Raw genomic sequence first — 13,695 nt, 5'->3', positions numbered from 1 at the left:
GAAGGATGGTGGACGGCGGGAAGATCGGGGGTGACGGCCGGTCGCCGAGATCAGCTGACGGAGCTGAAGGTGGCGAAGAACGTCTCCAGGATGTCCGAGTTCTTCTCCCAGTCCAGGTCCTGGACCTTGAACGTGATCTGGTAGGCGGTCCGGCCGTTGAGGGCGACGTAGCGCGTCAGCCCGTGCATCGGGACGCCGTTCGGCTGGACGTAGGTGTACTCCCAGTCCGCGGCCTTCCACGTGCGGTAGTTCACCGCCGTCACGCCGACCTCGGTGTATTCGTCCAGGCCCTTCTTGCTGGCCCTGCCCAGTGCCGTCATCGGATCCTCGACCGGCACCTCGGCGACGACGATGGTCTGCCCGCCGCTCTTCGGCCCGGTGAAGGTGACCACCCCGCCGGAGCTCGCCTTCACCGTCCAGTCGCCGGGCACCGCGCCGGAGACGCCGGCGGCGCTCGCCAGTTTGAAGCCCTCGGGGATCTCCTCGCTCGGCCCGGTGGACGTCGCCGGCGCGTCCGCGGAGATCGCCGGGGACGGGATCGTGGAGACCGGGGTGTCGGAGGTATCACTGGGCAGGAAGACGAGCAGTCCGGCGACCACGATGGCCAGCACGCCGCCCCCGCCGAGCATGAGCAGGCGGAAGTCGGGGCCGCCCTCGCTGTTTCCCCGGGCGCGGCGCGAGGTCCCGCGCATCCCGCTCCGGCCGGGCGAGGTGACGGACCGCGAGTCCCGTACGGCGGTGCGGGAGGACGGTTCCCGCGCCGAGGGGGTGGGCCGGAGCGTCGCCTCACGAGCCCTGGAGGCCTCGCTCTGCCCGCCGTGACGCGGCGCGGACGGCTGCGCGGGCGACAGTGCCGGCGACGGTGCGATGTGCAGGTCGCCGGAGAAACTGCTCAGCGGGTCGAACGGGTCGCCGTCGGGTCCGGTGGCCGGGATGCGCAGCGCGTCGTAACCGCGCTGGTGCCCGCCGGTCAGACCGGTGGCCCCGCCCGCCTGCGGGAACCCGCCCGAGCCGGAGGCGGGGAAGGAGAGCAGGTCCGCGCGGTGCGACCTCGAAGGGCCGGAGAGCGCGTCGCCGCCCGAGGAGTCGTTGGCGTACGGGACCCGGATCGGCCCCGAGGGCGTCTCGATGATCCGGGAGGGGGGCGGCCCCGACGGCACGTTCAGCGGGGGCACCAGGTGGATCGGCATGGAGTCGCCCGGGATCGGCATCGACGAGGGCATGGGGCTGGGCGCGCGGTTCGGGGTGCTGGAGCCGTGGCTGCGCAGCACCCGATCGAGCAGGTCCGACACCTGCGAGGCGCTCATCCGGTCGGCGGGGTTCTTGCGGAGCAGGCCCTCGATGACGGCGATGAGGGCACCGGCCCGCTGCGGGCGGCTGGGCTCCTGGGTGAGGATCGCGCCGAGCACGGCCACCGCGTCCGGTCCCTCGTAGGGAGGGCGCCCCTCGACCGCCGCATAAAGCGTGGCGCCGAAGGACCACAGGTCGGAGGCCTGCGTGAACGGCTGGCCCGACAGCCGTTCCGGCGGGATGTAGGCGGGCGAGCCCATCATCAGGCCGGTCTGGGTGACCGTCACGTCTCCCTCGATCGCGGCGATGCCGAAGTCGGTGAGCACCACCCGGTCGGAGGTGAGCAGCACGTTGCCCGGCTTGACGTCGCGGTGCATGATCCCGGCGGCGTGGGCGTGGCGGAGCGCGTCGAGCACCCGGACGCCGATCTCCGCGGCCTGGACCACGGGCAGTGGCCCGCTCTGCCGCACGGCCTGCTCCAGCGACCAGGCGCGGACCAGCTCCATCACGATCCAGGGGCGGCCGTCCTCCTCGACGACGTCGTGGACGGTGACGATGCCGGGGTGGCTGAGCCGGGCCGCCGAGCGGGCCTCGCGCAGCATCCGCCGGTGGGCTCCCTGCTTGCCCGCGTGGTCGAGGCCGTAGGGAAGGATCAACTCCTTGACCGCGACGTCCCGGTCGAGCAGGACGTCGTGCGCGTGCCACACCATGCCCATCCCGCCACGTCCGACCGGTGACATCAGGCGGTAGCGCCTGCCCACCAGCCGGCCCTGGCCTTCCGGTGTTCCGCCCGCGGAATCGCCGCCCTCAGGCCCCAGGGGGTTTCTCCCGAGCAAGCGATCGGTCATCGTTCCCCGTTCCCCAAAACCAGCCCTGTGCGGTGGACACGATATCGGGAGGGCATTTGGTTATGGAAGTTTGCATGCCGAGAAGGCGTATGACGGTATTTGTCAGGATCGGTGCTCTTCAGATCACTGATCTTGCGTCCACGCTCTGAACGTCGCCGAATGCTACCGGCGGATGGAGAAATTGTCAGCTTTACCCAATCTTAATAGACAAAAGATCAATACGTAGCCGTGTGTTCATGATCGGCCGCCGCGGCGAGGGCGGCGAGGGCCGAGGTGAAGGCCGAGGCGGGCGGACTGACCAGCCCCGCGCCGACCTGCCCGGTTCCCGAGACCCGTCCGGCGATACCGGTGTTCACGGTGGGCAGCAGGCCGGTCCTGGCCACCAGCGTGACGTCGACGCCGACCGGCGTGCCCCGGAAGTCCAGCCCCGGGATCTGGTACGCGGGATGCTCGGCCAGGGTGATCTCGTACATGGACCGGGTGGCCGCCATCGCGTCCGACACGTTCCCGCCGACGAACCTCACGATCGCCGGGGCCGCGGCCATCGCGAAGCCGCCCAGCCCCGCCGTCTCGGTGATCGTCGAGTCGCCGATGTCGGGGTTGGCGTCCTCGGGGCCGTAGGCGCCCAGATAGAGACCGTCAGGCACGCCCGCGGGGCCGGTGAACCAGCGGTCGCCCAGCCCGGAGACCTGGATCCCGAAGTCCGTGCCGTTGCGGGCCATCGCGACGACCATCGTGGAACCGGGGACGTTCCTCGCGGCGTCCGTGCTCACCTTGCACGCGGCCATGCCCGCGTTGAGGAAGAAGTGGTCGTTGCCGTTGACGAAGCGCAGGACCTCGGCGGCGTGGCCGGGCGCGGCCTCCACCACGTCGGGGGCGAGCTCACGCACCATCAGCGAGGTGGCGGCGCGGTTGCGGTTGTGCAGCTCGTCGCCCATCTGCAGGGCCTGCGCGGCGAGCGACCTGAGATCGAGCGGCCCGCTCCGCTCCAGGGTGGCCTGGAGCACCGGGCCGAGCACATCGGCCATCCAGCGCAGCCGCTCCAGCACCTCGGGCCCGTACGCGCCGTAGCGCAGCACCTTGCCCAGCCCTTCGTTGAGCGAGCAGTAGGCGGTGCCGCCATGCTCGGCGTCGCGCACCTCGAACATCCACATCGACGGGGTGACCACACCCGCCATCGGCCCGACGGCGCGGTGGTGGTGGCAGGAGTCGAACCGGACACCCCCGGAGGCGAGCCGCTCCTCGGCCTCCTCGGGGTCGGCGGCGAGCCCTTCCAGCAGCATCGCCCCGATGAGCGCGCCCCGCATCGGTCCCGACGCCCGCTCCCACTCGATCGGCGGGCCGGCGTGCAGGAACGTGCCCTTCGGCAGGTCGAGCACCTCGTGCGCGGGCCGTACCCCGACGAGCTGCGGCCGCGCCGTGACCAGGCGGCCCACGGCCGTCTCGTTGGCGCGGACCCTGCGCGGGTCGGCCAGCACCCTGGCCAGGTCGGCCTCGGTGCCGGGCATCGGCGGGCGCCAGTCCACCCGGACCCGCGAGACGGCCTGCGCGTCCAGCGCCTCGCCGAGCACGTCGGCCCCCACCGTGATCACTTCCGGCTCGCCGGAAAGCATGGACAGCGTCATCACTTCTCCTCGAAGCTGAAACCCGGGCCGGGAACGGGCCCGGAGACCCGAGCCTGAAACGAGCCCGGAACGAGCCCGGAAACCTCCGCCTCCGAGGAGGAGGTGCGAACGGTGTGGACAGGGCGAACGATCAACGAGTGTTCGCGGTGATCCCGGCGGACGCCCGCGCGGCGTACCCGGCCGCCTCGGCGTTGGACGTGAACACCGCGGCCCCCGCCGCGTTCAGTGCCCCGGCCTGCGCGGCCAGCCCCTGCGGGTCGCCTTCCGAGCCGACCAGCGCCACCACCGCGGTGACGCCTCCGGCGACGGCCTCGGCGATCGCGGGCGCGAGCCTGGCGGAGGGATCGGGGTCGGAGCCGTGGCCGAGAACCACGTCGAGCAGGACGACGTCGCCGGGCGGCACCTCGGCCAGGGCCTCCAGGCGGAGCGTCGGGTCGATCATCGGATGGGCCCTGCCGACCGTGTAGGCGTCGTCGCCGAAGTCGGTGAACTCGCCGGTCCCGGCGATGAGCCTCGCCTCCACGCACAGCGTCCCGCCCGAGTAGATTCCCCGCACGTTCCTTTCCGCGCCCGGGCCATCTGTCTCGGGGAGGCCGGGGAGGCCGGGGGGCGCGTCGGTCGTCCCGGGGGCGGGCCAGGAGGGCCAGGTGGGGATCGGGACGCCGAGGGCACGCAGGGCGGCCTCGGTCACCGAGGTGAGGTCGGTTTGGCCGGGACCGAGCAGCGCGGTCACGACCGGCGTGCCGAGCCTCGCGACGGCCTCCTCGACGGCCCGCGCGACCTGGGGGGCCGGAGGCTTGGAGATCAGGACGATCAGCTCGGTCGCGGGGTCGGCGTCGAGGGCCTCCAGGGCACGCAGGGTGGACAGCCCGCCCACGTCCGCGGACAGGTCGCGACCGCCCACGCCGAGCACGTGGGACACCCCCACTCCCGCGAGGTCGAGCAGGCAGGTCACCTGCTGCGCGCCCGTTCCCGAGGCCGCCACCAGCCCGACAGGGCCGGGTCTCAGGACGTTCGCGAAGCCGAGGCCCGCCCCGCCGATCACAGCGGTGCCGCAGTCGGGCCCCATGACCAGCACGCCGCGCTCGGCGGCGCGCCTCTTGAGCAGAACCTCCTGCTCGACCGGCACGTTGTCACTGAAGATCATTACGGACAGTCCGGCCTCGACCGCGTCCAGCGCCTCGGCGAACGCGTGCGGGCCGGGAACCGAGACGAGGGCGAGGTCGGCGGCGCGCTCGCGGGCCGCGGCGCGGACGGTGCGCGGAGGGAGCTCGGCGGTGCCGCCGCCTCCGACCCCGCCCGCGGACGGGGACGGGGCCGACAGCGCGGTCAGCAACCCGTCCAGTTCCCCGGACGCGGCCTCCAGGGCGTCACTCTCGCCGCGCAGCGCGATCAGCAGGTCGGCGGGACCGGCCTGGGGGAGGTCGAAGCCCAGCTCGGAGGCGATCTGGAGGTTGAGTTCGGTGGCCATCGCCACCACCGCGACCTCCACGCCGGGCAGCGCGCTCGCCGTGCGGCTGACCCGCATCAGGCTCACGGAGTCGTGGTAGACCCCCGTACGCGTCCGGACCATGTCAGTACTCGCCATTGCCCCCGCCTTCCAAATCGATCACCGCCGCGAGCCCGATCCGCAGTCCCCACGCCAGATCGGCCCCGGAGGTGTGGCCCAGTTGCAGGAGGCGGTGCAGCGCCGGCTCCAGGGAGTGCCGGCCCGCCAGACCCCGCAGCACGGCCAGCACCTCACCGCTCGCCTCGCCCCGGGCGGCGCAGTGCAGCAGCGCCGCCGAGATGGGGGTGGTCCTGCCGCGCACGTCGAAGGTGACCGCGGCGGCGAGCCAGTCGGCCAGCCACACGGCACGTCTCGCGTCCACCGCCCCGCCCAGGTGACGCAGCGCGACCAGCAACCCCGCGAGCACGTCGTCGCCGCTCGGCGTGAGCCCGGGACCCAGGCCGACCAACTGCTCGGCGGCCATCACGCTTTTCAGCAACGAACCCTCGGCGCACCCCTGGGCCAGCAGGCCGGCCGCGCCGTTGCCCTCCAGCCCGGGACGCCTCGGCGACCGCTCGCACAACTCCGCCATCGCGGGCAGCGAGCGGGCCAGCCGCGCCGCCTCCACGGCGCCGAGCGGGGGGGCCGGGTTCCACCAGCGGTGGGCCCGCAGGCTGAGCCGTCCGACGTCGATCGAGCCGTCTCCGACGGACGCCTCGTCGCCCACCGCGACGCGAGGCATCGGGTCGGTGACCACCATCGCGTTGGGCAGGCGGGTGGCCTCCCCGGTCACCACCGCGATGACCTGCGGTTCCATCTCCGTGCGTACCTCAAGGTAGACGCCGGCCGGGAAGGCCGCCAGCACCCGCGCCGGGCGGCGGGGTGCTTCCAGCATCTGGCGCAGGGCCGTACTGGCCGCGCCGGTCCCGTGCGTCCACGGGTGTACGCGCTGCGTCTTCGGCGCCCTCGGCGTCCTCGGGCGTGTTCCAACGGTCATGAGCGCTCCTCGGCAGGCCCCGTAGGTGTGAAGGTGCTCTCTCCAGCGGTTCGCTCGCTCACGGACTCCCCCATCCATTGAGCAGACGGTAGAACGGGCGTGAACGCAGGCCGTACGGAGAAAGCTGCCAACACTCCGCTCAAAGGTTGGCTCTTCCTGACAGACGGGTCCATCAGTCACAATCACCTCATGGAACCCCCCGTACGCCCGGCGAGCACTGGAACGATCATTCACGGCGTCGCCGTCGGCGAGGTCCTCGGCGTCTCGACACTGGCGGGAGCCCGGCTGATCGCGGGGGAGCGGGGCCTGGACCGTGTCGTGCAGCGCCTCAACGTGATGGAGGTGCCCGACGTCCTGGCCTGGGTCAAGCCGCACGAGCTGCTGCTCACCACCGGCTACCCGCTGCGCAACACGCCCCAGTCGCTCGGCAGGCTCGTGGCCGACCTCGACGAGCGCGGCCTGGCCGCGCTCGCCATCAAACTCGGCCGCTATCTCGACGAACTGCCCGAGGAGATGGTGGAGCAGGCCGACCGGCTGGGATTCCCGCTGATCCAGCTTCCCGACGACGTCGGCTTCGACGACATCCTCAACCAGGTCCTGACCGACATCCTCAACCGCCAGGCCGCGGTGCTGGCCAGGGCCGAGGAGGCGCACCGGGCACTGGTCCAGGTCGTGCTCGCCGGGGGAGGACTGCGCGAGGTGACGGCCGAGGTCGCCGGGCTGCTGGGCGCGGGGGTGGCCGTGCTGGACGGGGCGGGGCACGTGCTGGCCGCGGCGGGGCCGGTCGAACACGTGGCCGCGCTGCGCGAGGCCTCGAAGCGCCCCGACGGGCGCCACGCCTCGGTGCCGGTCGTGGCGGGCGGCCACCACCACGGCAGGATCGTCGCCTGCGGCCCGGTCGGGGCGATCGGTGACAGCGACGTCGGAATTCTGGAACGTGCCGCTACGGTCGCCGCGCTGGTGGTCACCCGGCAGGAGGCGGTCAACGCCGTCGAGAGCAAGTATCGTGCCGACTTCCTGCGCGACGTGCTCACCGGCAGGGCGGGAGGCTCCGAACGGGTCGCCTCCCGGGCCAGGGCCTTCGGCTGGGACCTGCAGCGCCCGGTCACCGTGCTGGTGGCCGAGCTCGACCCCGAGGGCGACGAGCGCGCCGCTCAGGATCGCCTCGTCACCTGCTGGACCGGTGCGATGCGCCGCCACGACGCCCGCGGCGCGGTGGCCGGGTTCTCCCACGAGGTCGTCACCATCGTGGACGCGTCCGTCGACGCGGGCCGCCTCGCCAAGGACGCCGCCGCGGCCTTCGCCGAGTCCCTGCCCGCCACCTTCTCCACCGGCGCGAGCCGCACCGCCATCGGGGCCGAGGCGCTGCCCGAGGCGTACGGCCAGGCGCTGAAGGCCGCGCGGGTGGGCCGCCAGCTCCACGGCAACGGCGCGGTCGCGAACTTCGACCAGCTCGGCGTCTACCGGCTGCTGTCGCTGGTCAACGACACCGCCGAGCTGCACGCCTTCGTCCGCGAGACGCTCGGCCCGCTCGCCTCCGACGACGACGCGGAGAACGCCGACCTGCGCCGTACGCTGCAGGTGCTGCTGGAGACCAACCTCAACGTGGCCGAGACGGCGCGCAGGCTGCACTTCCACTACAACACGCTGCGCTACCGGATCGGCAAGCTGGAGCGCATGCTCGGCGGCTTCACCGAGGACGCCCACCTGCGCCTGAACCTCACCCTCGCCCTGCACGTCCTGCGGATGCGCGGCATCTGACAGTGGCATCCGGTGATGGCATCCGACGGTGGCATCCGACGACGGCGCCCGGTGCGGCGAGGAGGGCGCGTACCCGGGATCTAAGCTGTTCGGCGTGAACGAGACCTTCGAGCTGGAAACCGAATACATCCCGCTGTGCGACCTGCTCAAATACTGCGGCGTCACCGAGACGGGCGGTCAGGCCAAGCACTTCATCGCCGACGGCAACGTGCTGGTGGACGGCGAGGTCGAGCTCCGCAAGACCTGCAAGATCCGTGAAGGCCAGGTGGTGAGCGGCGACGGCTTCGAGATCCACGTGGTCGGGAAGTGACCGCTCCGCGGTCCGCGGGCGGCTCTCACCGGGGCGGCAGGTGCGCGGTGTGCGAGCTGTCCACTGGTACGCCCCGCAGATTTGGCAGATCATGACGGTGTAAGGGCATGCTTTCGGTCCTAACGTGCCCGCAACAGCTGTAAGGGGATTCGCCGGAGGGAAGCCCGCGGGGTGGTTCACCGACCGACGGCCCGGTGAAAGGTGGGGCTCGATGGTTGCAGGTTGGACGAAACACGGCGACGGCAGGACGCTCGCTCCAGGAGAGGTGGTCAAACCCGACGAGCGGCTGTCATGGCCGCGGATGGTCGGATTCGGGGCGCAGCACGTCGTCGCGATGTTCGGCGCGACCTTCGTCTTCCCCCTGGTGATGGGACTCGACCCTAACGTCGCCATCATGTTCTCGGGCGTCGGAACGATCATGTTCCTGCTCATCGTGAAGGGGAAGGTCCCCAGCTACCTCGGGACCAGCGCGTCTTTCGTGGGCGGCGTGCTCGCGATCCGGGCGCTCATGGGCGGTGACACCCCCGCCACCGACGCGATCGTCACCGGTGCCATCCTCGTCGCCGGACTCGTCCTCGCGCTCGTGGGCGTGGCCATCCACTTCCTCGGCGTACAGATCATCAACCGTGTCTTCCCGCCGGTCGTCACCGGCGCCGTCGTCATGCTGATCGGCTTCGGCCTGGCGTACGTCGTCGCCGACATCTACTGGCCGCAGGACCAGTGGATCGCCCTGATCACGATGACCGTCACCTTCGTCATCATCGTGCTCTTCAAGGGCTTCATCGGCAGGATCGCCATCCTGCTCGGTCTGATCATCGGCTTCGCGCTCTCCTGGCTGGCCGACAAGGTCTTCGGGAACATCACCGCCTTCAACGCGGGCACCGGCGCGGTCGACACGCACCCCAGGGTGAGCTTCGAAGGCGTGGCGGCGGCCGACTGGATCGGCCTGCCGAGCATGCACTTCCCCGACTTCAGGTTCTCCGCCGTGCTGCTCGTCCTTCCGGCGGTGATCGCGCTGGTCGCCGAGAACGTCGGCCACGTCAAGGCCGTCGGCGAGATGACCAAGACCGACGTCGACCCCTACATGGGCCGGGCGGTCGCCGCCGACGGCGCCGCCACCGTCGTCGCCAGCACCTTCGGCGGCTCCCCGACCACCACCTACGCCGAGAACATCGGCGTCATGGCCGCCACTCGCGTCTACTCGACGGCCGCCTACTACATCGCCGCCGTCATCGCGATCCTGTTCGGCCTCTGCCCGAAGTTCGGCGCGCTGGTCGCGGCCACGCCGGGCGGCGTGCTCGGTGGTATCACCGTCATCCTGTACGGCATGATCGGCCTGCTCGGCGCGAAGATCTGGATCGAGAACCGGGTCGACTTCGCCGACCCCGTCAACCTCGTCCCGATCGGGGCGGGGATCATCCTCGCCATCGGCCCGGTCAAGCATATGATCAGCTCGGACTTCACGCTGGAGGGCATCGCCCTCGGCACCATCGTGGTGGTGGCCGGCTACCACCTGCTCCGGGTCATCGCCGGGCGGGGCGGCAGCGGCGGCGGTGCCGGTCCGCAGGTGTCGGAGCCGCAACGAGAGGCCACCGGGTGAAGCCAGCCCCGTTCGAATACCACGCTCCCCGCTCCCTCGGCGAGGCGCTCGACGCCCTCGCCGAGGCCGGGGAGCACGGCAAGGTGCTCGCCGGGGGGCAGAGCCTGATCCCGATGCTGAATATGCGGCTCGCCGCCCCCGCCCACCTGGTCGACATCAACCGGCTGCGGGAGCTGGCGTTCGTCGACGTCACACCGGAGGGCGTCCGCGTCGGAGCCCTCGCCAGGCACGCCCAGGTGGAACGCGACGGATCGGCCGCCGCCGCCCAGCCGCTGCTGGGCAAGGCGCTCCGGCTGGTGGCCCACCCGGTGATCCGCAACCGGGGAACCGTGGTCGGCAGCCTGGCCCACGCCGACCCCGCCGCCGAACTGCCCGCCGTCCTCGCCCTGCTGCGGGGCTCGGTACGCCTGGCGCGGCCCTGCGCCGTCAGGGACGTCCCCGCCGCCGACTTCTTCACCGGCCCGCTGGAGTCGGCGGTCGCCCCCGGCGAGCTGGCCGTCTCCGCGTTCTTCCCCGCGCCGCCCCCGCGCTCGGGCACCGCGTTCCGCGAGGTCGCCCGCAGGCACGGCGACTACGCCCTGGCCGGGATCGCGGCGCTCGTCGTCCTGGACGACGACCTGAGGATCACCTCGGCGACGGTGGCGTGCGTGAGCCTGGGCCCGGTGCCGCTGCTCGTCGACGTCTCCGAGGCCGTCGGTCACCGCCCGGCCGCCTCGGCCGACTGGGCCTCGGCGGCCCGCGTCGTACGGGACCGGGTCGACCCCGAGGCCGACATCCACGCGACCGCCGCCTACCGGCGGCACCTCGCCGGAGTGCTCACCGAGCAGGCACTCCGTGACGCCGCCAGGGAGGCCGCGGATGCATGAGATCACGCTGACCGTCAACGGGGTGCTCCGGCAGGCCGAGGTCCCCGCGCGGCGGCTGCTGTCGGACTGCCTGCGGCACGACCTCGGCCTGACCGGTACGCACGTCGGGTGCGAGCACGGCGTCTGCGGGTGCTGCACGGTGTTGCTGGACGGCGAGCCCGTCCGCTCCTGCCTGACGTTCGCGGTCACCGTGGACGGGCGCGACATCACCACCGTCGAAGGACTCGCCGACGAGGATGGCACGCTCTCGCCGGTGCAGCGGGCCTTCGCCGAGTGCCACGGCCTGCAGTGCGGCTTCTGCACCCCCGGCTTCCTGTGCACGGTGACCGCGCTGCTGCGCGACAACCCGGCGCCGACCGACGAGGAGGTGCTGGAGGGCATCTCCGGCAACCTGTGCCGGTGCACGGGCTACCAGAACATCGTCAAGTCCGTCCACCGCGCGGCCGAGATCATGGCGGAGGAGCCGTGACCACGAGACTGTTCGGCGAACCGGTCATCCGGCGCGAGGACCCCCGGCTGCTCACCGGCAGGGGCCTGTACCTGGACGACCTGGGAGCCGGGGCGCTGGAGGCGGCGTTCGTCCGCTCCCCGCACGCCCACGCCAGGATCCGCGACATCGACGTCTCGGCCGCCATCGAGGTCGAGGGACTGGTGGCGATCTACACCTGGGAGGATCTGCCGGGCGCGCTCGCCCAGCCGCTGCCGCTGCTCATCCCGCACCCGGCGCTCACCCACGGCCGCACCGCGTACCCGCTCGCCCGCGAGATCGTCAGGCACGTCGGCGAGCCCGTCGTGATGGTCGTCGCCCGCGACCGCTACCTCGCAGAGGACGCCTGCGCGCTCATCCAGGTCGACTACGAGATCCTCAAGCCGGTGGTCGGCGTGGAGGAGGCCGCGCAGTCCGCCCAGCTCGTCCACGAGGATGTGCCGGGCAACGTCGGCGCGCACCTGGTCCAGGAGGTGCCCTCGGACGCCGGGCTCGGCGCGCGCGAGGCGATCGACGCCGCGCCGCACACGCTCTCCTTCCGGCTCGACATCGAGCGCAGCGCGTCCATGCCGCTGGAGGGACGCGGCGTGCACGCCCGCTGGGACGCCGACGACAGCTCCCTGCGCGTCCACTCCAGCACCCAGACCTCCACCAGCGTCCGCATGGCCATCGCCGCCAAGCTCGGCCTGCCGCTGCCGAAGGTCGAGGTGATCGCCCCCGACGTGGGCGGCGGGTTCGGCGTGAAGATCGTCCACCCGTGGCCGGAGGAGATCCTGGTCCCGTGGGCGGCGATGACGCTGGGCCACGAGGTGAAGTGGACCGAGGACCGGCGCGAGCACTTCGTCTCCTCCGCGCACGAGCGGGCCCAGGTGCAGTCGGTCCGGGTCGGCTTCGACGACGAGGGCCGGGTACTCGGCCTGGACGTCGAGATCCTGCACGACCACGGCGCCTACACGCCGTACGGGATCATCGTGCCGATCATCACCTCCACCCAGCTGCTCGGCCCCTACCGGATCGGCGCCTACCGGGTCGAGTTCTCCTCGATCTACACCAACACCGTGCAGGTCACCCCGTACCGCGGGGCGGGCCGCCCCCAGGGGGTCTTCTGCATGGAACGGACGATGGACCACATCGCCGAGTATCTGGGGGCCGACCGTACGGCGGTGCGCGCGGCCAACTTCATCCAGCCCGACGAGTTCCCCTACGACCAGGGCCTGATCTTCCAGGACGGCCGCCCGCTGATCTACGACAGCGGCGACTACCCCGAGTCGCTGCGGATGCTCAAGGAGCTGATCGGCTGGGACGACTTCCCGGCGTTGAAGGCCCGCGCGGCCGAGGAGGGCCGCACGATCGGGATCGGCGTCGGCTGCTACGTCGAGGGCACCGGCGTCGGCCCGTACGAGGGCGGGCACGTCCAGATCACCTCCGACGGCCGGGTGCACGTCTCCACCGGCCTCACCTCCCAGGGCCAGGGCCACGAGACGGTGTTCGCGCAGATCGCCGCGTCCGAGCTGGGCGTACCGATGGAACGGGTCTCGGTCGTCACCGGCGACACCCGCAGGTTCGGCTACGCGGTCGGCACGTTCGCCTCGCGCGCCGCGGTGATGAGCGGCAACGCGATCGCGCTGGCCTGCAGGAAGGTGCGGGAGAAGGCCCTGCGGATCGCCGCCGACGCGCTGGAGGCCGACCCCCGCGACCTGGAGATCGTCGACGGGGAGGTGCGGGTGGCGGGCACCCCCGGCGCCTCGATCCCGCTGGCGACCGTGGCGGTGCTGTCCAACCCGCTGCGCTACGCCTTCGACGAGGAGGCGGCGCGGGCCACCCAGTTCGCCGGCGCCGCGTCCTACGACCGGCCGCCGGTGGCCGACGGGGAGGAGCCGGGGCTGGAGGGCCGCGACTACTACTCGCCGATCCGCTCGACCTTCGCCTCCGGTATGCACGCCGCCATCGTCGAGACCGACCCGCTGACCGCCGAGATCCGCATCCTGCGCTACGCCGTCGTCCACGACTGCGGCAAGCTGATCAACCCGATGATCGTCGAGGGTCAGATCCACGGCGGGGTCGCTCAGGGCGTAGGCGGCGCCCTGTACGAGAAGATGATCTACGACGGCCACGGCCAGCTGCTGAACGCCTCCTTCATGGACTTCCTCATGCCGTACGCCACCGAGGTGCCCCACATCGAGACCGCGCACCTGGAGACCCCCTCCCCGCTCAACCCGCTCGGCATCAAGGGGGCGGGCGAGGCGGGGGTCATCCCGGTCTCGGCGGTGCTCGCCTCGGCGATCGAGGACGCCGAGGGGATCAGGATCGACAAGATGCCCATCTCCCCGTCGGACCTCTTCGACCTCCGCCGCGCCGCCACGACCTGACCTCCGACGGCCAGTTGCTGAACGCCTCGTTCATGGACTTCCTGATGCCTTAC

At 71.9% G+C, this 13,695-nt stretch carries 10 protein-coding genes; 6 read left to right on the top strand and 4 right to left on the bottom strand.

Going from position 1 to position 13,695, the window contains the following annotated elements:
* Positions 1-50: 50 nt before the first annotated feature.
* From ABZ664_RS14810 to ABZ664_RS14795, 4 genes are all read right to left on the bottom strand, one after another.
* A complete protein-coding gene (locus ABZ664_RS14810) occupies positions 51-2,138 on the bottom strand; it encodes a protein kinase (protein WP_362508626.1) in 2,088 nt (695 codons plus the stop codon).
* Between the two features lie 215 nt (positions 2,139-2,353).
* Positions 2,354-3,763 (bottom strand): DUF1116 domain-containing protein, encoded by a 1,410-nt coding sequence (locus ABZ664_RS14805; protein ID WP_362508623.1) that lies wholly within the window; start codon positions 3,761-3,763, stop codon positions 2,354-2,356.
* A 130-nt stretch (positions 3,764-3,893) separates the two neighbouring features.
* On the bottom strand, positions 3,894-5,351 hold the full coding sequence (locus tag ABZ664_RS14800) for an FdrA family protein (protein ID WP_362508620.1): 1,458 nt from the start codon (positions 5,349-5,351) through the stop codon (positions 3,894-3,896).
* Positions 5,338-6,249: a DUF2877 domain-containing protein gene (locus tag ABZ664_RS14795; protein WP_362508617.1), complete on the bottom strand. Its 912-nt coding sequence runs from the start codon at positions 6,247-6,249 to the stop codon at positions 5,338-5,340. The genes ABZ664_RS14800 and ABZ664_RS14795 overlap by 14 nt, the downstream gene beginning before the upstream one ends.
* Positions 6,250-6,438: 189 nt before the next feature.
* Here ABZ664_RS14795 and ABZ664_RS14790 point away from each other — a divergent pair, with 189 nt between their 5' ends.
* The 6 genes from ABZ664_RS14790 (at position 6,439) to cutA (ending at position 13,642) form a co-directional block, all read left to right on the top strand.
* On the top strand, positions 6,439-8,010 hold the full coding sequence (locus ABZ664_RS14790; RefSeq protein WP_362508614.1) for a PucR family transcriptional regulator ligand-binding domain-containing protein: 1,572 nt from the start codon (positions 6,439-6,441) through the stop codon (positions 8,008-8,010).
* A 28-nt stretch (positions 8,011-8,038) separates the two neighbouring features.
* On the top strand, positions 8,039-8,320 hold the full coding sequence (locus ABZ664_RS14785; RefSeq protein ID WP_362508611.1) for an RNA-binding S4 domain-containing protein: 282 nt from the start codon (positions 8,039-8,041) through the stop codon (positions 8,318-8,320).
* A 211-nt stretch (positions 8,321-8,531) separates the two neighbouring features.
* A complete protein-coding gene (locus ABZ664_RS14780) occupies positions 8,532-9,920 on the top strand; it encodes a solute carrier family 23 protein (RefSeq protein ID WP_362508608.1) in 1,389 nt (462 codons plus the stop codon).
* Positions 9,917-10,786: an FAD binding domain-containing protein gene (locus ABZ664_RS14775; protein WP_362508606.1), complete on the top strand. Its 870-nt coding sequence runs from the start codon at positions 9,917-9,919 to the stop codon at positions 10,784-10,786. Before ABZ664_RS14780 ends, ABZ664_RS14775 begins: the two co-directional genes overlap by 4 nt.
* Positions 10,779-11,255, top strand: a complete 477-nt coding sequence (locus ABZ664_RS14770; protein WP_362508603.1) for a (2Fe-2S)-binding protein — start codon at positions 10,779-10,781, stop codon at positions 11,253-11,255. The genes ABZ664_RS14775 and ABZ664_RS14770 overlap by 8 nt, the downstream gene beginning before the upstream one ends.
* On the top strand, positions 11,252-13,642 hold the full coding sequence (gene cutA, locus ABZ664_RS14765) for an aerobic carbon-monoxide dehydrogenase large subunit (RefSeq protein ID WP_362508600.1): 2,391 nt from the start codon (positions 11,252-11,254) through the stop codon (positions 13,640-13,642). The genes ABZ664_RS14770 and cutA overlap by 4 nt, the downstream gene beginning before the upstream one ends.
* Positions 13,643-13,695 lie beyond the last annotated feature (53 nt).

The organism is Streptosporangium sp. NPDC006930, assembly GCF_040635605.1.
Taxonomy (GTDB): Bacteria; Actinomycetota; Actinomycetes; order Streptosporangiales; family Streptosporangiaceae; genus Streptosporangium.
The sequence above is the reverse complement of the archived record's forward strand: the minus strand, read 5'-3'. Positions and strand labels throughout refer to the sequence as shown.

Bases quoted from the DNA above. Each gene is read 5' to 3' on its own strand.
- ABZ664_RS14810 (WP_362508626.1), bottom strand. From the start codon at position 2,138: ATGACCGATCGCTTGCTCGGGAGAAACCCCCTGGGGCCTGAGGGCGGC.
- ABZ664_RS14805 (WP_362508623.1), bottom strand. From the start codon at position 3,763: ATGACGCTGTCCATGCTTTCCGGCGAGCCGGAAGTGATCACGGTGGGG.
- ABZ664_RS14800 (WP_362508620.1), bottom strand. From the start codon at position 5,351: ATGGCGAGTACTGACATGGTCCGGACGCGTACGGGGGTCTACCACGAC.
- ABZ664_RS14795 (WP_362508617.1), bottom strand. From the start codon at position 6,249: ATGACCGTTGGAACACGCCCGAGGACGCCGAGGGCGCCGAAGACGCAG.
- ABZ664_RS14790 (WP_362508614.1), top strand. From the start codon at position 6,439: ATGGAACCCCCCGTACGCCCGGCGAGCACTGGAACGATCATTCACGGC.
- ABZ664_RS14780 (WP_362508608.1), top strand. From the start codon at position 8,532: ATGGTTGCAGGTTGGACGAAACACGGCGACGGCAGGACGCTCGCTCCA.
- ABZ664_RS14770 (WP_362508603.1), top strand. From the start codon at position 10,779: ATGCATGAGATCACGCTGACCGTCAACGGGGTGCTCCGGCAGGCCGAG.